The sequence below is a fragment of the Dyella sp. PARNA 12/25 genome, from assembly GCF_055702865.1.
The window spans coordinates 35,603-59,277 of the sequence record NZ_JBVQCI010000012.1 but is presented as its reverse complement, the minus strand read 5'-3'; the positions used below and the strand labels follow the sequence as shown (position 1 = coordinate 59,277).

The 23,675-nt window shown below is 59.5% G+C and carries 23 protein-coding genes; 9 read left to right on the top strand and 14 right to left on the bottom strand.

Annotated elements, in window-relative coordinates; all coding sequences use genetic code 11:
• Positions 1-77 precede the first annotated feature (77 nt).
• The 7 genes from AC0GUR_RS18760 to AC0GUR_RS18730 form a co-directional block, all read right to left on the bottom strand.
• Complete coding sequence (locus AC0GUR_RS18760) at positions 78-704, bottom strand: hypothetical protein (RefSeq protein WP_472879027.1); 627 nt, start codon at positions 702-704, stop codon at positions 78-80.
• 381 nt (positions 705-1,085) lie between these two features.
• Positions 1,086-2,111, bottom strand: a complete 1,026-nt coding sequence (locus AC0GUR_RS18755) for a fimbrial protein (protein ID WP_472879026.1) — start codon at positions 2,109-2,111, stop codon at positions 1,086-1,088.
• On the bottom strand, positions 2,102-4,840 hold the full coding sequence (locus tag AC0GUR_RS18750) for a fimbria/pilus outer membrane usher protein (protein WP_472879025.1): 2,739 nt from the start codon (positions 4,838-4,840) through the stop codon (positions 2,102-2,104). The genes AC0GUR_RS18755 and AC0GUR_RS18750 overlap by 10 nt, the downstream gene beginning before the upstream one ends.
• A 414-nt stretch (positions 4,841-5,254) precedes the next feature.
• Positions 5,255-5,989: a fimbrial biogenesis chaperone gene (locus AC0GUR_RS18745; protein ID WP_472879024.1), complete on the bottom strand. Its 735-nt coding sequence runs from the start codon at positions 5,987-5,989 to the stop codon at positions 5,255-5,257.
• Between the two features lie 95 nt (positions 5,990-6,084).
• The gene (locus tag AC0GUR_RS18740; protein ID WP_472879023.1) at positions 6,085-6,684 is read right to left on the bottom strand and encodes a fimbrial protein; all 600 of its coding nucleotides are present in this window, start codon (positions 6,682-6,684) and stop codon (positions 6,085-6,087) included.
• 586 nt (positions 6,685-7,270) lie between these two features.
• Positions 7,271-7,621, bottom strand: a complete 351-nt coding sequence (locus AC0GUR_RS18735) for a YciI family protein (protein WP_472879022.1) — start codon at positions 7,619-7,621, stop codon at positions 7,271-7,273.
• An 87-nt stretch (positions 7,622-7,708) separates the two neighbouring features.
• Positions 7,709-8,356: a glutathione S-transferase family protein gene (locus AC0GUR_RS18730; RefSeq protein ID WP_472879021.1), complete on the bottom strand. Its 648-nt coding sequence runs from the start codon at positions 8,354-8,356 to the stop codon at positions 7,709-7,711.
• A 111-nt stretch (positions 8,357-8,467) separates the two neighbouring features.
• On the opposite strand from AC0GUR_RS18730, the gene AC0GUR_RS18725 reads away from it, so the two are divergent.
• Positions 8,468-9,055 carry a TetR/AcrR family transcriptional regulator gene (locus AC0GUR_RS18725; RefSeq protein ID WP_472879020.1) on the top strand — a complete coding sequence of 196 codons (588 nt, stop codon included), beginning with the start codon at positions 8,468-8,470 and terminating at the stop codon, positions 9,053-9,055.
• Between the two features lie 13 nt (positions 9,056-9,068).
• Here AC0GUR_RS18725 and AC0GUR_RS18720 read toward each other — a convergent pair whose 3' ends face one another.
• Positions 9,069-9,599: a DUF6630 family protein gene (locus tag AC0GUR_RS18720; RefSeq protein WP_472879019.1), complete on the bottom strand. Its 531-nt coding sequence runs from the start codon at positions 9,597-9,599 to the stop codon at positions 9,069-9,071.
• 206 nt (positions 9,600-9,805) lie between these two features.
• On the opposite strand from AC0GUR_RS18720, the gene AC0GUR_RS18715 reads away from it, so the two are divergent.
• The gene (locus AC0GUR_RS18715; protein ID WP_472879018.1) at positions 9,806-10,663 is read left to right on the top strand and encodes a class I SAM-dependent methyltransferase; all 858 of its coding nucleotides are present in this window, start codon (positions 9,806-9,808) and stop codon (positions 10,661-10,663) included.
• Between the two features lie 21 nt (positions 10,664-10,684).
• Here the strand turns inward: AC0GUR_RS18715 and AC0GUR_RS18710 are convergent, their stop codons facing one another.
• A complete protein-coding gene (locus AC0GUR_RS18710) occupies positions 10,685-11,200 on the bottom strand; it encodes a helix-turn-helix domain-containing protein (protein WP_472879017.1) in 516 nt (171 codons plus the stop codon).
• A gap of 2 nt (positions 11,201-11,202) precedes the next feature.
• On the opposite strand from AC0GUR_RS18710, the gene AC0GUR_RS18705 reads away from it, so the two are divergent.
• From AC0GUR_RS18705 to AC0GUR_RS18690, 4 genes are all read left to right on the top strand, one after another.
• Positions 11,203-12,057: a class I SAM-dependent methyltransferase gene (locus tag AC0GUR_RS18705; RefSeq protein ID WP_472879016.1), complete on the top strand. Its 855-nt coding sequence runs from the start codon at positions 11,203-11,205 to the stop codon at positions 12,055-12,057.
• 12 nt (positions 12,058-12,069) lie between these two features.
• Complete coding sequence (locus AC0GUR_RS18700; RefSeq protein WP_472879015.1) at positions 12,070-12,585, top strand: DUF2938 domain-containing protein; 516 nt, start codon at positions 12,070-12,072, stop codon at positions 12,583-12,585.
• Between the two features lie 522 nt (positions 12,586-13,107).
• Positions 13,108-14,598: a glycosyltransferase family 39 protein gene (locus AC0GUR_RS18695; RefSeq protein WP_472879014.1), complete on the top strand. Its 1,491-nt coding sequence runs from the start codon at positions 13,108-13,110 to the stop codon at positions 14,596-14,598.
• Between the two features lie 310 nt (positions 14,599-14,908).
• A complete protein-coding gene (locus AC0GUR_RS18690; RefSeq protein ID WP_472879013.1) occupies positions 14,909-15,763 on the top strand; it encodes a hypothetical protein in 855 nt (284 codons plus the stop codon).
• 158 nt (positions 15,764-15,921) lie between these two features.
• On the opposite strand, the gene AC0GUR_RS18685 is transcribed toward AC0GUR_RS18690, so the two are convergent.
• Complete coding sequence (locus AC0GUR_RS18685; protein ID WP_472879012.1) at positions 15,922-16,335, bottom strand: hypothetical protein; 414 nt, start codon at positions 16,333-16,335, stop codon at positions 15,922-15,924.
• A 361-nt stretch (positions 16,336-16,696) separates the two neighbouring features.
• On the opposite strand from AC0GUR_RS18685, the gene AC0GUR_RS18680 reads away from it, so the two are divergent.
• Both AC0GUR_RS18680 and AC0GUR_RS18675 read left to right on the top strand, forming a co-directional pair.
• Complete coding sequence (locus tag AC0GUR_RS18680) at positions 16,697-17,242, top strand: cytochrome b (protein WP_472879011.1); 546 nt, start codon at positions 16,697-16,699, stop codon at positions 17,240-17,242.
• 742 nt (positions 17,243-17,984) lie between these two features.
• Positions 17,985-18,356, top strand: coding sequence for an SLOG family protein (locus AC0GUR_RS18675; protein ID WP_472879010.1), 372 nt, complete (start codon positions 17,985-17,987; stop codon positions 18,354-18,356).
• 92 nt (positions 18,357-18,448) lie between these two features.
• Here AC0GUR_RS18675 and AC0GUR_RS18670 read toward each other — a convergent pair whose 3' ends face one another.
• The 3 genes from AC0GUR_RS18670 to AC0GUR_RS18660 form a co-directional block, all read right to left on the bottom strand.
• Positions 18,449-19,141 carry a CDGSH iron-sulfur domain-containing protein gene (locus AC0GUR_RS18670; protein WP_472879009.1) on the bottom strand — a complete coding sequence of 231 codons (693 nt, stop codon included), beginning with the start codon at positions 19,139-19,141 and terminating at the stop codon, positions 18,449-18,451.
• Between the two features lie 178 nt (positions 19,142-19,319).
• A complete protein-coding gene (locus tag AC0GUR_RS18665; RefSeq protein ID WP_472879008.1) occupies positions 19,320-19,835 on the bottom strand; it encodes a DUF1697 domain-containing protein in 516 nt (171 codons plus the stop codon).
• Between the two features lie 521 nt (positions 19,836-20,356).
• Positions 20,357-21,256, bottom strand: coding sequence for a hypothetical protein (locus AC0GUR_RS18660; protein WP_472879007.1), 900 nt, complete (start codon positions 21,254-21,256; stop codon positions 20,357-20,359).
• Between the two features lie 244 nt (positions 21,257-21,500).
• Between AC0GUR_RS18660 and AC0GUR_RS18655 the strand changes: the two genes are divergently transcribed.
• A complete protein-coding gene (locus AC0GUR_RS18655; RefSeq protein ID WP_472879006.1) occupies positions 21,501-22,499 on the top strand; it encodes a restriction endonuclease in 999 nt (332 codons plus the stop codon).
• A gap of 129 nt (positions 22,500-22,628) precedes the next feature.
• Here AC0GUR_RS18655 and AC0GUR_RS18650 read toward each other — a convergent pair whose 3' ends face one another.
• Positions 22,629-23,567 (bottom strand): alpha/beta fold hydrolase, encoded by a 939-nt coding sequence (locus AC0GUR_RS18650; RefSeq protein ID WP_472879005.1) that lies wholly within the window; start codon positions 23,565-23,567, stop codon positions 22,629-22,631.
• Between the last annotated feature and the right edge of the window lie 108 nt (positions 23,568-23,675).

Here is a 23,675-nt window from a genome sequence, read left to right as displayed (position 1 = left end):
TTGACGGGATGCGCAGAGTAGCTACGCCCCGATGCTCGTGCAAGTGCTTATTTTCGTTAGGCGTGACGGATGAAACATCACGTGGCGGCCTTACCGTGCTTGAGCCAGTCGGCGTTACTCACCAGCGTCGAGCGATAGACATTCAGATGAGAGCATCCATCGATGCTCTTGATCATCGACTTGATGCAATCGACCAGCGACGGATGGAGCCAGGGGCTGAGCGTAATGCGCCTGATCGCCGCAAGATCAATCGGCACAGGCAAGGCATGTCGCTCCTCAGTCGCCGACTCCCACAGCATCCTCACCTCACTCTCCGGTTGAAAGGGATACCGCTTTAAAAACGGCAACTCTTTCCGCCTGAGCTCGCCGGAACGGATCTCGTCCATCTTCAAATAGGTCACCGGTTTCAGCTGAAGCTCCGGCACACGTGCTACCGCTTCGCGCAGCGACGTTTCACCAAAGCGTATGCACACGCCCGACGAGCTTGGCGCAAAGATACGCCAGTGGTGATACGTCTCCGATGCCTGCGAAAAGCAAAGCGCCAACACTGACTTCAAACGACACTTCTCGCGATAGAGCGTGATGAAGTTCGAGTCGTTCTTGTCGTCCCATGACATGGGATCGAGCAAAGTCAGCTCCCGATTGGTAAGGATGTGAATAAGCGACGGGAGATCGGTATAGCGGGAGAACGACAACTCAGCCATGTAGCCCAGCCTCCTGTGTCCGAATGAAAGTGCGATGCCCGAAGCGCTCCACCTACATCGTCGCCAACGCTATGAAGACCGGTTTTAGCAGCACTGATGTGACTGCTGCATGAGAGCTCGCACGCCAATGAAATCTGGCTTTGCGCGACCCAGGCTCCACCACTGACCTCGCCGGAACCGCCCAGTAGAATGAGCAGTCTGGATGAAACACCTCAAGCATACGGATCCATCGTACGAATGCACCGCTTGCGCCCCGAATGGAGCCTGTCACCCAGGAAGGCGTGGGCTTCATTCGAGCAAGTCGTTTGCCTCTCCGCTATGGCAAAAAGGCCGCATAAGCGGCCTTCTATCAAGCTCCGGCGCCCCTTTCATAGCCCCAAACTACTGATAGGCAAGCGTGATAGTCGCCGCACTATTAGCCACACCGGCAGAAATGACGCTACCGGTCTGGTAATAGCGAGCGTTCAACGGAATCGTATAGGTGGTCGTGCCCTTGCCCGCAACCAAACTCGTCGCCATAGCGACCGGTTTCGAGGAGCCGTCCAGCAATTGCACGCCTACGCCTGAAGCCGCACCCGCTGCAGCGGTCAACTTCATCACGGCTTGGGATTGGACGTCATAACCATTGGCCGCATCCAGCGTATAACTTACCGTCATGCCACTGGGGCAATTGTTCAAGGTAACGTTGAAACTTTTAGCACTCGTGTAGGTTCCTACACCGCGAAACTCCCCCGCGCCGTGCGTCCCTAGAGGTACATTGGGAGCGTTGACCGTGCAAGCGACCAAATTAATCGTGAAGGACGAAAGGTTGAACGAAAATACGGTAGTGCCGTCGTCCAGCACTATCCTGCCGTAGAGACCTGCACGAGTACGACCACCAACTGCCGGAACATTAGTGCGCACGATTGCGAAGCTAAAATAGGAATAGTTGAACTTAAGCGTGGCGGGGCCAGCAATGACTACGGTGGAGGGCCAGACGATGGGCGGCCCTCCATTATCTGCACGAGACAGGCGAACACCAAAGCCGGGTACACCAATGTCATAGACGTCGGTATATCCTGGCACCAAGGGCTGTGAGCCGACGTACTTGACGGTTCCGCCACTGTTGTCGCAAGTGGCGTATTCTTGACCACTTAAACTGTAGCCCCCCGTGTAAACCACCGTGCCTTCGGGTATGGCGCCTGCCGTGGTGACGTTGCTCAGAAACGGAGAATAATCGTAGGAATATCCCGTACTGACGCATGCTGCGAACGAATCGCACCCCACCATCAACATCAGGAATCCGACTACCCATCGAACGATTCCGTGGCGATAGCACGCCGTAGGTGCCTTACATTTATTCATATCAACCATCTCGTTGCACCCATTCTCAAGTGCTTTCATTCGATAATCGGCAATCACCGACACAGCGCATCCGCGGTCTCGATGCTCGTGCGGCCCAAACCCGTGGATCGCGCCGGCAACTGGTAGCTGACATGGCACTGCTCATGGGCCGCCTCGCCCCACTTCACAAGTAGCGAGCCGCCATCTTCCGTTCCACGCACAAACATCTGTCCGCCTTGGCCCACCGTGCCTACGTTGTTACCGTTGGCATCCAGCACTTCTGCACCAAACGGCAACACATTCCCGGCGGATTGCGTGGCCCGAATCAACACTGCTCGACCACTGACCGTGCTGAATGTCAGCGGCACCACTGCACCGGCACGCGGAGCCGTTTGCACGCGGGTGGTCTGTAACTCCACATCCATCGACATGCTGGTCGGGTCCAGCGTCAAGTCGTTCATGCGATAGGGCATCAGGCTCGTTGCCACCGCGTAACCGCGACGGTCGATGGTGGTCTGGCCGCTGCTGGACACTCGCGCACCCTTGGCATCCGGTGCCTTGATGATGGCGATGGGGCTGTTAAGGTCGATCTGCGGGGCAAGCGTGATGCCGCCGCCGTGCACAACCAGGCCGCCCGCGCCACTCACCGAACCCTGCTGGAAATGGTTGGAGTACGAATAACCTGCGTTGTAGCTGCCGTACGCCGCCTGCCAGCCCAGGCTGCCACTGACGTTAGTGTGGCTGGAGTCGCCGTCGATATAGTTGGCGTTGGCGTTGTAGTTGTACTGGCTGCGATCGCCGAAGGTGCCGTTGACGCCAACGCGATCGTTGTTGCCCATGGCATCGTCGTGCAGCAACGAAGCTGAAAGCATGGGGGTGTTCTTTGACGACGGGCCGCCAAGCGGGATGGAAAGATTGAGGCCAAATTGGTTGTCGAAACGGCTGCCACGGAACATGGGGCTGGACATATAGGTGCGGCTGGCCGTCACGCCGAAGTTCACACTGCGATACGCGTTGTTGTAGCCCAGCTGAAAGGTGGATGCGTTGGGCATGCCGTTCCAGTAGGTATTGCGGGCACCTGTGAAATAGAGCTGGCCATACTTGCCACCGAAATCCTGATTGAGCGTGACTTGCAGGCGTTGTTTGGAACGCAGCAACATGGGAACAGCAGTCGTGTTGGTGTCAGGCAAAGCAATGAGCCGATCCTGCGTCTGTACCGCGTCGGTCAATGACAGGTAGTTGCTGTTGGAGTAGCGGTAGGAAGCTACCGCGAGCGTGGTGCCCGACGTCGGGATCGCCTTGGAGTACGACAGGCGTGTGCTGTACCCGGACAGCGAACCGTCCGCACCCTTGAAGGTGGTGTGCGAGTTGGTCACGTCCAGAGCAAAAGCACCGACCGGCGTATTGACCGCCGCACCACCCAGGAAGGAGTGATACAGGTTGCGATAGGTGGACTGCACACCCGCATATAGCGTCAACCAGTTATTGATGCCTCGCTGGTAGGTACCTTCGACGAAATACGGCATGCCATTACTCAGCGACGTGTCGCGCACCTGACCGTCCGTAATGGCCCAACGGCTAACGCCCGGGCGCAGCAGCATGGGCACGGCTGAGTACGGCACTGTGAAGGTGCGCGTGCTGCCGTCAGCCTCGAACAGGGTGACCTGGAGGTCACCACCGTAACCGGTGGAATACAGGTCATTGATGGTGAACGGCCCCGGCGCCACGGTGGTTTCGTACAGCAGGTTGCCGTTCTGGCGCACCTCCACACGCGCCTGTGTGTTGGCCGTACCTCGCACCACGGGCGCAAAGCCCTGCTGCGAATCGGGCAGCATGCGGTCATCGCTATACATGGTGACGCCGCGGAACGGCGTGGAGTCAAACACGATGCCCTGGGTGTAGCTGTCACCCAAGGTGAGTTGGGCCTTCCACGCGGTGATGTCGTGCGTGGCGGTGGTGTTGAAGTTGTGCCAGGTGGTGCGGCCGGTTTTCTGGTCCCACTGCGCGGTTTCCACACTGCGAATGCGCCAGCCGGCGACGTTCAGACCCAGGTTAAGGCCAAGGTAGGCGTTGACGTCGTTGGCGCGGTAACCGCTACTCGTTGCCGCCGAGTAGCTGCCGATCTGCACCGGCACATAGGTACCGTTGTCGCTGAGCATGTACTTGCCGGTGCCACTTGGCGTGTAGGTGCCATTGCCAGCGGGCGCGTAGTACGCGCTGTTCTGCACCTGCACCTGCACCAGGCTGCCATCGGTACCGATGGCGGTACCGGCACTGGTACGCGGCCCGCTGTAGCTCTGATTGATGGAGTACGCGTTGAAGTTATAGCCAAGCAGCAAGGCGGTTTCGCCCTGATCCCACAGCTCGGGGCTGACATAGTTACGCGGCCGCCTCAGAAGAGAGGCCTGCGGAATGGAGACGTCCAACCGCAGATTGCCCACATCCATGTTGGCCGTAGCATCCGGGCTGACATCGCGGATGGCGATGCACATATTCTGCGGATTGACCATGCTTGGATCGAGCTTGCTCATATCCACGCCGATCTGCTGAAGATCGGCATAGGTGAAGCACGGTTGCGCGTTCTGCATGCCGTCGACCGCACGGAACTGCATATCCACTCCCGCAAAGCGGGCTTCGTTGACGAACATGTCAACACGGTAATTGCCAGGGGGCACGACGACACCCCGCTCAAAGCGGGATACATCGACCGATGACTGATCGGTGCCGGTAAACGCACGGCTGAATTCCACGACGCCAGGATCGGCAGAAGCGTCCCCTGCCGAAGCGGCGGCGGGCGCCAGTGGATCAGCCAAGGCGGGCGAGGATCCGAGGGCCGCCATGATGAACCACAGAAGGCCACGAATACGCAGACCATGGTGGGTGCTGGCTCTCGCGTGACGAGAGATGTGGCTACGCGTGGGCATAGGGTTACCGTTCGTTGTGCTGTCGAGGCTCAGGTCACTTACGGGCGCCTTGAGCCGACGTCGGGCAAAAAGCCCCCAACGTGCCGCCCAAAAGGGCGACATCGACATGTGATTTGAAAGGCCTTGGATAACGTACGGGCTCGTGCTGCTACCCGACTTGCGCATTTTCCGTAGGCGATAAGGCGAAAAACATCGGACGTTTCTGAAAACGCTGTAGAAACGCCTCAAATCATGCTTTATGGCTCCAGCTGTAGGCAGGGACCACTTGCACTTTCCACGCCCGTTAACGCCATTGGCGCGGCATTAGCGGCTATAGCTGACATCGTGTTCATTGAAGCCGCCGAAATCGTTGATGACAGTGACGACGAGTTTGTTGCTTGCATCCGGCGTGCCGGTTACCGGAGCAATGACCTTGCCCTTGGCGGGGCACATGCCACCTTTGCTGACCGACTGCTGAGATGCCGAGTTCTTGAACGTGACATCGCTGAAGGAAACGTTGAAAGGCGTGTTGTTGGTGCATTCCGCCGAGTAACCGTTGCCATCCTGTGTGATGCGCCAGCTCGTCTGATCGATGGCTTCATCGGGCGTGCCCTGCAAACCTTTAGGGCGGTAGAACAGCTTCATGCGCGAACGCACGGCAAGTTGCATGTAGTTTTCCGCCACATCAGAACCGGCTTTCGGTTTCGGCGGAATTTCAAGGATGTTGAGCCAGAACACCGTTTCGCGGTCCTGCGGCAGTCCCGCGCCCGTGTACATGATTCGCAGTGTCTGGCCCTTGCCTGGATCGACACGCGCCATGGCCGGTGAAATCAAGAAGGGCGTTTTACTGCTTTCCGGACGCTCACTGGCATCGCCAGAATCGACCCACGCCTGGATAAGGCGTGTTTCTTTTCCGTCATTGACCATGCTCAACGCGACGTCGCGCTGATCGGCCGGATAAATTACGCGCGTGCCGTTGATGGTGACGCCGGCATGCGCGGAACCCAGACCAGTCAAGGCCAAGGTCATTGCGCAGATGGCGCGGCTGAAGCGGTTCATGGGTTTGTTCTCAACGTTGAGATGGTTTGATACATACGCATGAGACGTCGGCAAAGCCGGTGGCCCGGCTTTGCCGCTGATCCCTCAGCGAGCCATCAGTTGTATTGCATCGAGTAGGTCAGGTAGGTGTTGACCGCACCGGACGTCGCCGCGCCGCCCTTGGCCAGATACTGGCCGACGTAGTTCAAGGTGGCGGTTTTGCCGGTAATGGCGGCAGACGGCTGGTTGTTGGCGGCGATCACGGTGGCGCCGTTCGTGCCGACAGCGTTGATACCGAGGTTGATCGGCTGGTTGTTGGCCGGATTGACCATGCGGACCTGGACGTTGGTCGCACCGCCGGAAGCCATGTTCTTCAGGGCGCCCGTCGCGGTATCGAGCGCCGGCGTGGCGCCCGTTTCGATCCACAGGGCGGCTGTCTTGCCGTCGGTGCAGTTGGTGCCGCTGAGAATCAGCGAGAAAGGCGTATTGCCAGCGGTCTGGCCATCCGCAGCCAGGGCCGTTGCACTGACCGTCGGCAGGGTCACGGTGATGTTATTGCCCGAGGTCGTGGTAGTACCGCCGCCGCCCGTGATGGTGCAGCTGACGGTGGTGATCGTCCCATTGAAGGTGATCGTGCCATCAGCGGCGTGCGCCGGAGCCAGCGCGACCAAACCAAAGGTTGCGGCCAGCACTGCGGAGAGAATGGTCTTGTGCATGATGAGTCCCTAATTCTGCTATTGCTTTCCAGGGATCGACTGGAGTGGAGTTTGAGGTTCTTGCCCAGTGATCCTGTGGTGCTCAGAGGTAGGCAAGTTGCCGAACTGGGCGATTCCCTTATCGGCAGCACGTATTCTTGTGCCCTCTCTTGCTCCCTAACATCAGAGAATTCTCAAAAAGCTCAGATATTTGGGGCCGATACGTGAAGACCAGATCTCTTCGACCTTGAGCTGCGCGCACTGCCTAAGTGGCTGCCGTCGAGGCACCCCGTGGCTTGTGCGTCTTTTGATGCGTGCGGTTGCACGCGCTGACATGTCATCGAGCCGCGCGCCGAAAGGCGCTTATGCCAGCCTTCTGCCTACGGAACCCTGGAAGCCACGCGCGACAAGAGGGTTGATGGCAACACGTTGCCGTGATGTATCGCGACGATTCGCCCGAGGGAGGCTCGACGAGAGTCCAGGGTGATGTACGAAAAGGGGCGCGATTGCCCCACGACATGTCTCGATGCGTCGTGCACCTGAGGTGGCTGCGAGCACTTGGGGTGAACCCGGATTCCGCCGCTGGCGTCATCCGGGCTACTTGCTACTACGGAAGCGGAAGGCACTCCATCACTTCCACCGACTCGCCCGGGAACAACGTGAAATGCGGGTGCCCCTCAAACAGCTTGGCCGCCGCTTCGTGTGATTCGGCCCGCACCACGGTAAAGCCGGCCAAACCATTCCGGGTTTTCTCAACACCGTGCCTGGATGTGCGCAGCGTCGTGCCAAGGGGCGAACCGATGGTCACGATGGCTTCCTTGTGGTCTTCCACCCATTTTTGCCACGCTTTCACGCCGGCTTTTTCTTTTTCCTGCCGCGCTGCCTCACTCAAGTCAGCCCAGCCAGACGCCTTGATGGTCGCCTCGGAACCCATATAGACCGCGAGATAGTTCTTCATGATGTCCTCCGTGGTGGTGTCACGCTTGCGAGTGTCAGCTCTGATTCTGCGGCCAATAGTGGTGCGGCGTGCGCACTTGCCGGATGGCTAGGCCACAGCTGACATGAATTCCTTTCCGGTACTGACGGGCCACGGATCGGCCCAGGCAGGCACGCGCGCAAGGCCATCCAGCCAGCGCACGATATGTGGATAAGTCTCCAGCGGCATCTCGCTTTCACGCCAATCACACGCCATGGACGCCAACTGGAAATCGGCGATGGTCAGCCTTCCGCAAGCCACAAAATCACGGTCTTGCAGATGTCCGTCCAGTATGGCCGCAAGCGTCTGCACCCCAGGAACCAAGGAGGTCAATTGCGAGCGATCAGGTTCACCGATATGAAACCTCGCCTTGATCACATGCTCGAAATAGAACGGCCCCACCGCTCGCGCCCAGTGATTGTCGTTCCATGACAACCATTGAAGGATGCTTATCTGTTCAGCGGGATGATGTGCGGGCCACATATCCGAGCCTGTCTTGATGCAGAGATACGCCATGATGGCGGACGACTCCCACAAGACCGTGTCGCCATCCACCAGGGTTGGCGCCTTGCAGTTGGGGTTGAGCGCTGCGTAATCCGGGGATTTCAAGCCACCTGGCTGCAGGTTCACCTCGATGAAATCCGTGTCAATGTGAAGGTACTTGGCCAGTGCAAGAACCCGACGCGGTGCCTGAGCCTTGATCCAGTAGATCTTCATGTCTGTGCTCCGGAGTGGTTTGACTACCGGTCACTCACCATACCCTTCGGCAGAATATGTTAAAGAACATATTTTGAGGTTCTGCTATACCGACAAGCGGAGGGCACTCCCATGCCATATAGCCCGGAACACAAGGTTCAAACACGCGCGCGCATTGTCGAATCGGCGCGCTGTCTGTTCAACCGCTACGGTTTTGAACAAGTCACTATCGACCAGATCATGGCCTCTGCCGGACTGACACGCGGCGCGTTCTATCACCACTTCGATAGCAAGGACGACCTTTACGCCGCGTCGGTCGCAAGTTTCGCTACCTGCAATCCTTTCGCCGCCAAGATGGCCAACGCAGCGCCGGCCCTGATTGACCCGCAGCGGCTCGCGCGCATGCTGGTCGACCTCTATCTCAGCGATGAAGTGTTGGAGAACATCGATCTGCATTGCCCGCTCTACGCACTGCCAGCCGATGTTGCGCGCGCCGGCCTCGAGCCGCAGAAAGCCTATACCGACCTTATCCGCAGCATGAGCAACGTCTATCGCGCTGCGCTCAGGGGCGTGCGCGACGCTGACCGTCGCGCGGAAACCGTAGTGTCATTGTGCGTCGGCGGCATGGTGCTGGCGCGCACCACCAATGACCCTGGATTGCGCCAGTCGCTGAGGGCTTCAGCAAGGCATCAGGCACTGGCCCTGCTCCAAGCCGATTGAAGAGAGACAGCGCTCAGCCCACTTCGCTGCCCAGGCGCAGCTGGACACCAAGCTCGGTCGCGAGCTCTCGCAGGGTTTCGGTATGGCGAGAAAGCGTCATCCAGCCGGCGACGGTATGGTCGTCCGTCTCCAGTGACCACAAGGTGTATCCGTGCGGAGCCAGGTTGTCGTACGCCGTGGCGAACAGCTCCGCAGCATCGATGTCGGCATGAAACTCATCGTCGTCGGGATCACCATTCCAATCGATGGACAAGTTCCACCGCGAGGCGAGTTCGTCGATGGCCTGCACCAGTGCACGCGTATCGTCGGCGTCCACCCGGAAAGCCGATCGCCAGTCAGCGACCTGACCCACCACTTGCGCGACATCGATCTCGTCCTCTTCCGTATCGCTGACTGCGTCGCGGTAGGCGGAAAATTGCTGGAACGCGGCATCGTCATCGCCCGGATTGATCAACAGCAGGAGTCGCCACACCTTGGCGTCCAACGAGTCCTCGTCGTCATCGAAGTGGTGATCGGTTTCGTAATCGTCGTCAAAGTTGCTCATGGCGGCTGGCCGGCGTGGTTTTGCGTAGGGCGTTAGCATAACGGAGCCCGCCAGCATGTCGACGATAACAAGCAGCACCCTGGGCGGCGGCCCCGGGAAGTCGCGAACGAAAACACGCCATCCTCATCACCCATGCACTAAAGATCTACGATCCCGCCTCGCCACAGGCCGTGAACGCGACACCCCTTCGCTGACGGAGCGCTGCCATGCACGACTACCCCATCGCAGAGGCCGACAAGACGGCCGTTCGCGTTGCGCTATGGCGAGCCATGCATGTTCAGCTCGATCAGCCGCCACATGTCATCGAGGATGTGGTCGGGCTGCAATTGGCAGCGCCCGACGATAGCTGGCGGCAGCGTCCGGATATGGATCCCGAAGGGACCCGTGGTTTCCGTGCGGGCGTAGTGGCGCGGGCGCGCTTCATCGAAGATCTGGTGGTAGAACAGGCAGAGCACGGCGTGACCCAATACGTGTTGCTTGGCGCGGGCCTGGATACCTTTGCTCAGCGACGGCCCGATGTCGCCTCGCGCTTGCGCGTGTTCGAGGTCGATCAACCGGGTCCGCAACTGTGGAAACGGGAACGCCTGGTGGAACTTGGCCTGGGCGTACCCACATGGCTGCGCTTTGTGCCGGTGGATTTCGAAGCCGGGCAATCGTGGTGGGAACAGCTGGTTGCCGCCGGCTTCGACACCCGACAGCCCGCCGTGGTGGCATCGACGGGTGTATCGATGTACCTCAGCCGCCAGGCAAACCTAAGCTTGCTGCGTCAGGTCGACACGCTCGCTCGCGGCTCCACGCTGGCGCTGACCTTTTTGCTGCCGCTGCATCTGATCGACCCGGAAGAGCGCCCGTTTCACCAGATGCTGCATGAACGGGCCCGTGCTTCAGGTACCCCCTTCATCAGCTTCTTCAGCCCGGACGAAATGATAGCGCTGGCTCTCAATGCGGGCTTTCGCGAAGCCAGGCATGTCTCCACCGCCGACTTCAATGCTCGCTACTTCAGCGGGCGGGCGGATGGCCTGCAGGCGCCCAAGGGTGAGTCGATTCTTGTCGCAACGGTTTAGGCTTTTCCCTGGAACGCGCGATCATCGCGTTTTGGTGCGCTTGGCCGGTTTATCCGCCTTTCCCGCACTCATCGCCCCCGATGCTGCGATTTTAAGAATGCGGCGAAAGGTCCGGCATTCCATATGACTTGGCGCCGGGCAGGCAGCAGCGTGACGCAGGCCATCGCGCATGGCACTCAGCTTGCGGATGCTCTGGTCCAGCTCATCAGCCTTCGCGGTAAGCATCTGGCGGTTGATGCGTGGCTTGCCATCCTTGGTAAACATCAACGCGATGTCGTCGAGCGAGAAGCCCGCGGCGCGACCAAGTGCAATCAATGCCAGCTGCTCCAGCACGCCAACACCAAACAAGCGGCGCAACCCTCGCCTGCCCGCCGAGACAATCAACCCCTTCTCTTCGTAATAACGCAGGGTCGACGCCGGCAAGCCGGACTGTTCTGCCACTTCGGCAATGTCCAGGAGTTTCACCCTCTTGACCTCAAGTCGACTTGAAGTGGCAGAGTTTAGCTCCCGCTTCTTCCCAACAAACAAGGGAGACATGCATGCCCACCACCAAGCAACCCGAGACTCAGCAGGCCGCGCTGTGGAATGGCCCTTCCGGGCACGCATGGGTCGAGGCGCAGCAGGTGCTCGATCAGATGTTCAGGCCGATGGAGGCCGCGCTCGTAGAGGCGGTACGGGCCAACCAAGCGACCCGCGTGCTCGATGTGGGCTGCGGCACGGGCACCACCGCGCTCGCCGTGGCGCAACTGCTCGGAGCACGGGGCCACTGCGTGGGCGTGGACCTTTCCGCACCGATGATCGCCAAGGCGCGCGCACGAGCCGAACAAAGCGGCTCATCCGCAGAATTCATCTGCGCAGATGCACAGAACCATGTCTTTGCGCCGGCCAGCTTCGACATGCTGATATCGCGCTTCGGTGTGATGTTCTTCGATCAGCCCGAGCAGGCCTTTGCAAACCTGCGGCGCGCCATGCAGGCCCACGCCTCTTTGTGTCTGATCGCCTGGCGTAGCCCTGCGGAGAATCCTTTCATGACCGCCGCGGAACGCGCTGCCGCACCATTGCTTGAGCTACCCGCCCGCCAACCCGGCGCCCCGGGGCAGTTCGCTTTTGCGGATCGGCAGCGCGTTGCCACCATCCTCGAGGAAAGTGGATGGAGCGACGTAAGCATTGAGCCCGTCGACATCGACTGCGCCTTTCCCGAAAGCGAGATGGTTGGTTACTTCACCCGCCTGGGCCCCGTGGGTCTCGCGCTGCAGCAAGCCGATGAACACACACGCTTGCGGGTCATCCAAGCGGTGCGCCCCGCCTACGACAGCTTTGTGCATGGAACCATGGTTCAGTACACCGCTGCGTGCTGGATCATCCGAGCTCACTCATCGTCGGCACCGAAGTGAATGGCGTCTACGATGAGCACCCTGATACTCACGTTGTTGATAGGCATAGGCGCCACTCTCGTCATGGATGTTTGGGCAGCCATCCGAAAGCGTGCTTTCGGCATCCCATCACTCGACTACGCCTTGGTCGGCCGGTGGCTTGCTTATCTACCTAGTGGACGCTTCTTCCATCGCCCTATCACCGCCACGCCGGCCGCATCAGGTGAACGCGCGATAGGCTGGATCGCGCATTACGGCATGGGTGTGACGTTCGCAGCCATGCTCGTCGAAATCTGGGGTGCAGGGTGGGTTTGCCATCCGACACTCGGCCCTGCCCTTCTTGTAGGTATTGGCAGCGTCGTGGCGCCATTCTTTGTCATACAGCCCGCGTTTGGCGCCGGCATTGCTGCTAGTCGCACGCCGCACCCGACCATGGCACGACTTCATAGCCTTGTGACTCATGCGGTGTTTGGTCTGGGGCTTTATCTGTCAGGTCACATCGCAAACGCGCCAAGCGTCCTTGTGGGATTCGGCAACTGCTTGAAGTGAATCCACACCCGCTTCGCTTTAAAAGCGAACAAGGCGGACAACATCTTTCCTCTGAGTTCATCCGAACGCGCCCAACTTCGGACGGGAAGGAATCCCGCTAACGAAGGGAATCGACGCCCGAGATTCCACCTGACTGGATAGATCTCACGCCGCTGTGGCGCCCGGAAAGGCGCTCCATCGATTGATTGTGCTAAGTTGCCGTTGAGGGCCGGTCGGAATGATGATTGGGCGGCTAAACGCTGCACAAGGCTGTTTGCCAGTGGGGTGCAAGTCATCCCGGTAAGGGGGACGCCATCAACAAAACATGGCTACGCTTTTTTTGTCACGCTTAGCCATGCACAGTGCATTGCATCGCCCGTTTTCGAATGATTGAAACATCGCCCACCACCGGCCGACGTAGCCATTAGCCATCTTCGATAGTGCAGAAGTCACCACCTGTGAACCCAGACAGCCCAGGGTGAATAGTCAACTTATTTCAGGGATGCATTCATGGCTTCGATCAGTGCTCCAGCAAAGTGCGCCATGCCAAGCCGCCGAGAGACCGCCATGCCGGCGCTCGTCATCGCCGTGCTCTTCGGCGTGGCCCACATGCTTACCAACGGGCAATACGGCTTTCACCGGGACGAGTGGCAATTCCTGAGTGATGCGCAGCAGCTGGATTGGGGCTTTGTACCTTACCCGCCCTTGACCGCCGCACTGGAGCACCTGGGCCTCAAGATGTTTGGCCTGTCACTCATCGGTCTTCGACTCTTCTCAGTGCTTGCGCAAGTCGCGGTCATTTTTGTTAGTGGCCTGATGGCTCGCGATCTCGGTGGTGGACGGTTGGCTCAATCGTTCACTGCCATTGCCGTAGCACTATCGCCATTGCCCATGTTCCAGGCGACGGAATTTCAGTACTCCTCGTTTGACCTGTTGTGGTGGGTGCTAATCGCCTGGTGCGTGATTCGCCTGTTGCGTGACGATGAGCCGCGCTGGTGGGTGGCCATTGGCATCGTCGCTGGCCTTGGCCTGCAGACCAAGTATTCGATCGTATTCGAGCTTGCTGGTGTATTGGTGGGTGTGCTCCTCACCGATGCCCGGCGCTATGTCAGGACGCCGTGGTTCTGGGCCGGCGGCGCCATCGCGCTACTGATATTTTTGCCCAACCTGGTCTGGCTCATTCGCCATGACTTCATTTCTTATCACTTCCTGCAGGGAATTCACGCGCGAGATGTTCGCCTTGGGCGAGCGGATGGGTTTCTCGGCGGGCAGTTTCTTTTGAATGCCAACCTGTTTGCAGCACCGGTCTGGCTCGCAGGCCTTTTCGCCTGCTTCAAGGATCGCCGCTACCGCATGCTTGGCTGGATGTATGTGGTGCCGCTGCTGCTCTTCCTGTTTGCGAAGGGGCGCCCCTATTACACGTGCGGCGCCTATCCCATGCTTCTGGCCATGGGATCCGTTGTGGGCGAGCGGTGGCTGCGCACGCTTCGGCCTGGATGGCGGGCAGGCATATCAACCGTCATGTTTGCCGGCGTCCTGGCCATTGGCGTCTATGTGACGCTTCGCATCGTACCCATCGCAACCAGTGGCCCGCTGCGGGACTTTGCACTGCAAAACAACGGCGATCTTCGTGAAGAGATCGGTTGGGAGGAGCTGGTGGCCAAGGTGGCCGCGATTCGTGACGCCTTGCCCCCCGAGCAACAAGCGAATCTCGGCATTGCCGTGGGCAACTACGGCGAATACGGCGCCATAGCGCTGATGGGTCCGCGCTATCACCTGCCGCTACCCTTAACCACGATCAATTCCGGCTGGCTGCGCGGATATCCCGAGCCGCCGCCCACCACCTTTATCGTGCTTGGAAGCTCACCCAAGCGCGCCGATGAGCTTTTTATCGATTGCCGCGTTGCTGGCCACAACAACAACACCATGGGCGTCATCAACGAGGAAAGTGGGAATCACCCCGATATCCTCGTATGCGGCCCTACACGCAAGCCATTGAGCGAACTTTGGAAGCTCGGGCCGGAATTTGGGTGAGTGGTTCAACAACCTGCCAGCTGCCCAATCGGGTAGCCGCTTCCGGCGGCAAACCCGATGAGCCAATAGCGATCGTATTCGGATCTGCATGCATGGCCATCTCATATCCCGCAGCAACGGGCTGATGAAAAAACGCGAAGTGACTTCATCTGGCTGGGCGACCTGCTCGATTAGCGATAGCCCCATGCTCTTTTCAGCGTACTCACTGCAAGTACCTAGAACTTAGGACGTATCGTTTCGCTCCATGACAGGGTGCTAGCCTCCCGCGCTATATCTGCGCGCAGCTTTCCCACATGGCTGGAGATAAGGCATGGCAACCCTCTTCGCTTGGGTCACACCTGCTTTCATCAGCGACTCGCCCATGGACCATTCCTGGGTCACCGACTACGACAACCGGGTTGATGTCTGGGAGCACATCAAGAAAGTGAAGCACGAAGGAGCCAATTACTGGTTCTGTTGGGGCAAGTTCCATGCGCAAGGTGAAAGTTCGCAGCTGCCTGGCGGGTTCCTTGGTAGTGCCATCGGCGAATTTTCACTCGCAAACTGCCTGTGCGAATCCAACCACCCTTCGGACAGCATCAAACCGGAAGACCGGCCCAACGCTTGCGGCACCATCTACCACTACGCCATCGACGGTGTCTGCCATCAGCTAGCCAATCAGGTGCTGTGGGCCACCGGCAACGCAACCACCGCGCCGTTGACGGTGGCTCAAGCGCGGGGCTACCGTATCAGCAGCTTCATCTACGGCACGTACGGACTGCTGCATCACGACTGGAACAAAAATAAGTCGCGCTGCACGACTGCCCAACCTGCCGGATCGTCACCTGCAGCGGCCACACCCATGGACCCGAACGACGATTTCGCCCTGCATGCCAAACAGGCGCTGGACACGCTCCAGGCATCGCACAAGCTCGTGCCGCTGCTGGCGTTGCGGCAGAAGATGATGGATGAGCAACTGGCCGACAGGAAAGCCGCTATCGAAAAAGCGAGCACGCTGTCGGCGGAACTATTGAACAACCGCAACTGGAATTACCTGCAGCGCGCAGCAGCGTTGCTGAGCAGCGCCGAGTACGAAGCTGTGTTTGGATTCAAGCCGAGCCAGCGGGTGGATCTGGTGGATCCGTCGCTGTTGCAGCAACCGCCGGGTGGGCGTTCAACGGAATAAACGCTTGCATCGATTTCCGCTGCAACGAAACTCTGTCGAGTCGTCTGTCAACGGCCAGGATGGAGATCAGCGCCATCCGGGAGGCGCCGTGAAACGTAGCGGCGGAAAGCGTCAAGTGAGCCACGAGACCAACGCGCCCGCATGCGTCCCGTCTGCCCTCAAGTGGGGCCATCCACATCCTTGGGCAGGTTGCCTTTGATCCAGCCGATGATGAACTCATCGATCGGCACACGCTCTGGCACATCGAGGCCTGTATCGCGAGCAAAAGCAGCGGCCGCCTTGATCAGCGACTGACGCGCAATGCTCGTTGCCTGTCGAGCCGCTGCCTGCTTCTGCCGCAATTGCACGATCTGCGCCGATGGCCTTCCCGGCTTTGCGTACTTCTGATACTTCCGCAGCTCATCCGCCGCCAGCGTCGTGTCGAATGCGGCTTGCAGCGTCGCCTTATATGCCTTCAGTAAAGCCAACAAGGACGCCGAAGCACTCACATCGACCGGTGCGGCAACACCCGTTTGCTCCAGAGAATCGAGAAAGCCTGCGTAGGGAAACTGCATCGTCGTGGTCATAAGCATGGTGTGATACGGGGGAGAAAAAAAGGAGGCGGATCCTGGCTACGCCATTGAATCCATCAGACAGTCGTGGCGCAAGCGATGCACAAACTCGAATGCTTAGAACAGGTTCGCGAACAGGGTGAGCGAGTTGCTTTCGTCACCTTCTCGTCGATCACCGCTTTAGGCAAGTGTCTCGACGCCGAATTCTACGATTGGCTTCGGCTTGCACGGTACATAAGTGGACACCCTGTCGCGCATTATTGTCTCGCAGCCGAGATTAAGCGGAACCAAAGGTAATCCAATCAAAGATGGATGTCAGGCGCCGCGCCATCCATCGACAGCGGCGCTGGCCCGCCCCAACCACGCTGCGAAAGGACATGTCATGGCCCCTGCCCGTTACTCACCATGGGTACGTCGATTCCATTGGATCATCGCCCTGCTCATCGGTGCGGCGTTATTGCTGATCGAACTGAAAGGCTGGTTTCCCCGGGGCTCGGCAGCCAGGCAGGCCATGAAATGGGGGCACATGCAGTTCGGCATCGCGGTACTTCTGTTGATGGTGCCTCGCGTGCTGTTACGTCTGCGATCAACGGTGCCACCCATTACACCGCCGCCACCGGCATGGCAGTCGGTACTTGCCAAGCTGACGCACCTGGCACTGCTGATACTTGCCATCGGCGTGCCATTGCTCGGCGTCAGCATGATGTTCGTTGCCGGCAAACCGTGGGACCTGCTCGGCCTGTCGCTACCCGTGGTGATGGCGCCCGATGCCGCACTGGCGCATCAACTGAAGGAAGTTCACGAGACGGCTGGCAACGTGCTCTTGTGGCTCGCCATCTCGCACGTCGCCGCTGCTCTGTACCACCACTTTGTCCAGCGGGATGACACCGTTTTGCGCATGACATCCGGGAAGCGCAGGGCTTCATAGAGAAATGCGGGCTATGAAAGGAGCCAGCGTGCTCCAGCCTATGTGCCGCCGCTGACAGCCGTACCAGTGATACCGCGTATAGAAAGCATCGGCAATCACTGACAGGCAATAGCCTGCTGTTTTGCTAACGTCGTGGTGTCACTCGTGGGGGCTCTTGCAGCACTTGGGCGAGTGACCATGACCTTGGGTCATGAGGCGCGGGCCGAGAGTGTTACAAGCACTCCCGACCCGCTAACCATAACCAACTTCGACGAGTTGATGATGGCTGTCCACGATCATACGACATGCATTCGCCTGCCACTTCCCGGTGGCAGCGGTTCTTCGGCATGTGCCGGCGGCAAGCTGGCCGCTAGCCGGGCCGCGTCCCACCCTCCTTTGGGTGACCCGATCCACATGGCGTCTGCGATATGGGCCAAGGTGCGCAGGCACCGAGGCCCCCGGCGCAAACCTGGTGTGGCTTCACAGGGTCTGCTGGACCAGCCGGCGGCGCAGCTGCCTTCCGGTGACATGAAGGCCGCATTCGAGAGAGTGATTCGATGTCTCGAACACGCGGCCTCTGGGTTAAAACTCTCACCCACCGTCGCAACCTAAGCACGTCTCTGATCGCCCCCCGTGGCGCATCGGAGCTAGGTCCGGTGCGCCATCCTTCGGGCTTTATTGACGCTTGAACCTGGCATGCGCCTACACGATTCAGCGATGACGCTGAGTCGCCGCTTCGCCGTGCCCGACAGGAAAATCAGCCATGTCCAAGACCCATCCGGTCGTGCTCGTCTGCGGTGCCAGTGACTACGACAACGTACACGTGATGCACCGCGTACTCGACACCCACGCCATCTCCCTGTTGATCCTCGGCGACCGATCGGGCGCGGATAAGCTGGCGCGACGCTGGGCCGAAAGTACCGGCATGCATTACACCCAAGTGTCTGCACTCGAACGGCTAGCCGATAGCCCACGACGTTGGCGATACCTGCTGATCGGCTTGTTGCAGCCTGATCTTGTGCTCGCCTTTCGCGGCGACGACATATCTCACCTGATGGTGGATGCGGCGCTCGCCACCGGCATCCCCGTCGAGACTATCCATGACGATGACTATGGGCAGCCGATGCCTCAATAAGACCATTCGCAACAAAACGGCACCGAGGTAGTTAGACCAACTTAACTACCTCCGTCCCTTTTGCACTCATGTCTTTGTGGATGACGTGCCGTTCAATCGTCCCGGAAATGAACGGCAGCGTGTGAGCCATCGCAGAAGGGTTTGTTTTTCGACTGCCCGCATCGGCAAAGCGTGACCCGATTACGCACCTCGTATTTAAACCCGTCGGCACCAATGACAGGGATGCCGCCACGCAACCATAGCGGGCCACTACATGCCTCCCCCGGGTCTTCGACGAGGCCAATCGAAACCGGCAAGGCGTCTTCCATCGGCTCCCCTGTCGCCCTGTCCCACGCCACCAGGCGCCCGGACGGGCACTGGTTGACCTGACGGATGAACATCGCCCGCACGCGCGGGTTGTCGGTCTCGGCAACCTGGTTCCAGACCTTTCCGTTGGGATCGCAGAACCGGGCAAACGCGCAGAGGTTTTCCGCGTCGGTAAGGGCATGCAGCGGGCCGTTCAAAACCTGTGCCTGATCGCGGTAAGGCTGCCGGCTTGCCGTCTCGGTTCCATCAAAGCCAATCTTCTTATGCGAGCCATCACAAAAGGGCTTGGTCTGCGACGCACCGCAACGGCACAGAGCATAGGTCGCAGTGTGATCGATCGGCGGCCCTTCTCTCCATGTCTCCGAGCCACCTTCGCCGTCAGCGACCACGGTTTGTTTCGCGATCGCGATATCGCCAACGACCAGATAGGGACCATTCCTGGAAACGGTCACGTAAACGTTCGCCTCTACCGGAGTCATGCGATTCACTCCTCTCGCCCGGGGGTTGCCCTCAGCCGTAACCATGCGCCCATGGCCGGAGTGGCGGCGTGAACAGGTGACCGAGCCGCGTGAAGAATGGGGGTCGAATGCAGGCGTGGCATGTTCAACCTTCTAAAGAAGCGCACGCCCCCTGTTTTGAATCACACGCGACACGCGCTTACCGCGGATTGGCGACCATCTCGGCGAGCTTTGCCACCGTATTCATGTTGCGGGCCGTGCCTGTCTTGGCCACTGGAATCTTCAGCTTGGAATCGGCCATGCCATCGCCGTAATGGACATAGATCTCGCGCTTGCCAGGCTTGACCACTTCGCCATTCAGCCCGGTGATGGTATCCAGCACATCCGCTGGCGGCGCCGCATCGAGAAAGATCGCCACGACGCGATTCGGCGCTTCCTTGGGAAACGGATTGGCGGCAGCGACGGCGGCGATCTCGGCGGCGCTGCGCACATGCACGCCAACAGGCTTGCCCGCATAGGCCTGCAGGCGGCTCTCAAGAGCAGCCTTCACCTGCGCCTCTGTCTTCTTGCTGGTGAACACCACATTGCCGCTGGCGATGTAGGTGCGCACATGCTCAAACCCGGCGTCCTCACACATCGCTTTGAGATCCGTCATGGCGAGCTTGCCCGTGCCACCCACGTTTACCGCGCGCAAAAAGGCAACGAATGCGGTCATGCTTCGATCCTCACTCCATGGAGACCAGTCATCATAGTCCACAGCGGCAAGTTGACAGCTCAAGCATCTCCGCTCGAGTGAACGTTGATGCGCTCATCCACTTTTGACCAATCCAAAACTTCCCGAACTAAAGGCCACGTTCTGGATGACCTTAGAAAGCTACCGGCATCCCTGAGCACAATCAGTGAATAGCCAAGCGCGAATGCACACGCTAGAAGCGGAGCCCTTAGATAGAGCATTGCCGCAACCGAGCCTCCGCCGAAGGTCAATATGAAAACGTAGAGACGCCAGTTGAAGCGGAACAGCGCAAGGACGGACATCTCGCGATGGCGAAAGTGCGCATAGAGCCTTAACTGGCGCTTTTGTGCTCGATTCATCGTCACCGTCCGAAGTGGTGAAGGCAGCCTGGCACCGTATTGAGATGCCCCTTTAGCGACACGAACCAAAGGAGCCAGAGTGCATTTCTCCTGTTAGGGATAGCACCCCGGCCCCTTTTTCCCAGCTCTTCTTCACAGCGCAAATCAGGCCGCGATCGCAGGCTCCATATCCGTCATGATGTCGTCACCACATACATCACGCCACAGGTGATACATCACCCCGAACATCACCGCGAACATCGTCAGCAGCAGCGCGACATAGAGCGGAATGATCAGCACCAGCATCAGCCAAGAGCCAACGAGCTTGCCAATCAGGCCCAGCACGAGGACCACGAGTGCGAAGCCGATCAGCACCACAATCATGGCGAGCACGAAGCTCACGGCAAAGACGAGCAGCGGCAACAGATTCTTCAGCGCGCCAACCACGCCATCACCGATGGCGCCGAATACACTGCGCTTACCTAGCGCGACCTGGCCAAGGCTGATGGCATAGACACCCATCAAGAACAGGCCGAGCACCGTGAAAAGTGCCACGGCGGTTCCAAAGCCCTGAGGCAGCCCCGGCGATGGTTGGTGGGTGGCCTGTGCCGTCACCACCTGCATGTACCAGCTGGCAATGCCACTACCGGTCAGCGCGATAACGAGAGCGACCGAGGCGATGTAAAGCCCAAAATGCGCCAGCCCATAACCGATCAGGCGCAACCATTCACCGTGCCGATAGGGATTGAAGATGTCGCGGGCGCGGGCCGGCATTCCGCGCTCGGCCGCATCGATCACCTGCAGATAACCCGCGTAGAGCGGCACGATCAGCAGGCCGAGCAGCGCGGAGATAGCCATCATCCAGATAAACGCTGCCGGGCTCTGCGGGGTGGCGGTGGCTGTCGCGTGAAGTTGCATCGGCACCGTAACCAGCGTCGGCAACAGGCAAATCGCCATCAACAAGGCCGCCCCGCCCAGCAATGGCTTCGGGTGACGGAAGCCCACACTGAATCCATTGGCCAGCCAGCCGAAACCCGCCGACGGCCCTTTGAGTCGTATCGTCATAGTTCTCCTCCCTGTAGATCGGCGCCCCCGCGCCGAGATGGCCCAGCATAGCCGGTAGCTCCAAAGCGACCTAGACAGGGAGGCGTTTGAGGGTCGACCCATTCCAGGAGCAGCGGCGACGTTCTTGGGAAGTGCACTGCGCCTCTCTCGTCCTTAGGGCGCTGGCGCAGATCTCCGCGCAGCGATAGCCTTCAGGCATACCGCGGGCCCGGTCTCCTCGGTCGGCGGTTAATCAGGGGGATGCATGGGAAAGCGCAAGGAAAGCGGTTTCGAGGTCGTGGCGTCGATGCCTTGGCCGGCAGGCTTGGTACTGGGATTGATTGCCTTTATCGGCATCAGGTACGGCATCGGCTGGCTGTGGGGATCGAGCAGCAACCCGTTTTTGTCGAGCTTCGCCAAAGTGGCGTCGACGGGCGTCTACTCGCCTATTGCGTGGTTTGCTCTGATGGGCTGCTGCCTCGCGGCATTGGCTTCGTTCATCGGTCGACGCAAGCGTCGGCGTTTGGTGGAATCCCAGACTGGCATGGACAGTCTCCGTACCATGGACTGGCGGGCATTCGAATTACTGGTGGGCGAAGCGTTTCGGCGGCAAGGCTACACCGTGGAGGAAACCGGCCAAGGTGGCGCTGACGGCGGCATCGACCTGGTGTTACGCAAGGAGGGCCTGACCACGCTGGTTCAATGCAAACAGTGGCGTTCGCAGAACGTGAGCGTGAAGGTTGTCCGCGAAATGTTCGGTATTTTGGTAGACCGTGACGCCGCCGGCGTGAAGATCGTCGCGCTCGGCGGCTACACGCCCGATGCCGCGGCATTTGCTCGCGGCAAGCGAATCGAGTTGATCGACGGTCGCGCGTTGCTCGCCACCGTCATGGACATTCAGGCAAGGAATGAATCCGAAGGCGCTTTGGACAATCCGTTGTTCTTCGTTGGTGGCGTATTGGTCTGCGTGCTGATCGCATTCGCGCTGCCTACACAGCAGCTGGGACGCCCCACCGACATGCCAAGCGTGCCATTGGCTCCCGCACATTTGCCCATTCAGAGCGCCGACACCGTGCAGCGCGTTCCAGTGGTTCAGACAGCTTCCACGCCAACGCAGGCGGCTGCGTTGCCGGCCCGCAAGATCTACAAAGCGGACGCGCCCATGTCGAATGAAGAACTACGCGATTGGGAGAAGCGGAATCGCGAGGCGATGAAGATTTTGGAGAAGACCACGCCGGAGCTTGAAACAGCGCCGACGCATTGAGCGTCATGAGCCATCAAAACAGGGACCAAGGGGGGCATCCCTGGTTTCGCGGATGCCAATGAAACTTAGCTTGGCACCGTTTTAACCTCCACCCTATCAACGCCGACGCTTTCCGGCCCCAACGTCACTTCACTGAATCGCCTGCCGATGCTCACGCAGAAAGTCGCCCACAAATCCTGCGACAGCATCGGGCGCGTCGAGGGTCGCGAAATGGGTGGAGTCCAGTACGTGGACCTCCGCCCGTGGCGCGTCGCGCAGGTAGGCGTAGGCGCCGGGGGTCGTAAAGAACTGGTCATGGCTGCCCCATAGCACCAACACCGGCACATTCAACCGATGCAGCAGCGCCTGCCACTCGCCGTAGCGTCTGACGTTGTTGCCATAGTCAAACCAAAGATCATTGCGCGCGTCGATCACGCCTTTGCGCTGCACCGCCGCCGTCATCTGCATCACGGCGTCGGGGCCAGCGTGATCCTCGTCTTCCCAGCCGGCCGCCTGCGGATAGGGCAGCGACTGCACATAGGCGGCTCGTCGCCGATCCACCGCGGGGTTGCGGTGCTCCCAATGCTGCCTCAGCTCACCGTTGAGATTCTGGGCGGAAGGAAAACCGTCGAGATGGATGACGCCGTTCTGCACCATCACTGCCGTGATGGCCTCCGGGTGCAAGGTCATCAGCCGGAAGCCGACGGGCACGCCGTAGTCCTGCATGTAAAGGCTGTATCGCGAGATGCCGCGTTGCCTCAGAAAGTCGTCCACGGTCTGCGCCAGATGATCGAACGTGTACGCATAGGCCTGGCGCTCCGGCGCATCGGAATAGCCGAACGACGGGTAGTCCATGGCGATTACATGCAGGTGCTGCGATGCCAGCGTTTCCATCACCCTGGCGTACATCAGCGACGACAGCGGGTTGCCATGCAGAAAGACCACGGCCGGGTCCGCCGGGTTGCCGCCTTCGCGATAGAAGATGTGCATGCCGTCGACGGTCTGCCAACCTTCCCGCAGGTTTTCGGCGTGTGCAGCCTGGGCCAACCCGCAGGCGAGGAGAAATGATAAAAGGGCAAGAACTCGCATGAATGCTCCGGGCTTGTTGCCCCAACAGGACAGGCACCCAGTATTCAAGCCGGGTGCCAGGGCGTGAAGTGATACTTCTTCATGCGTCATTGAATGTGCTTCAACCTC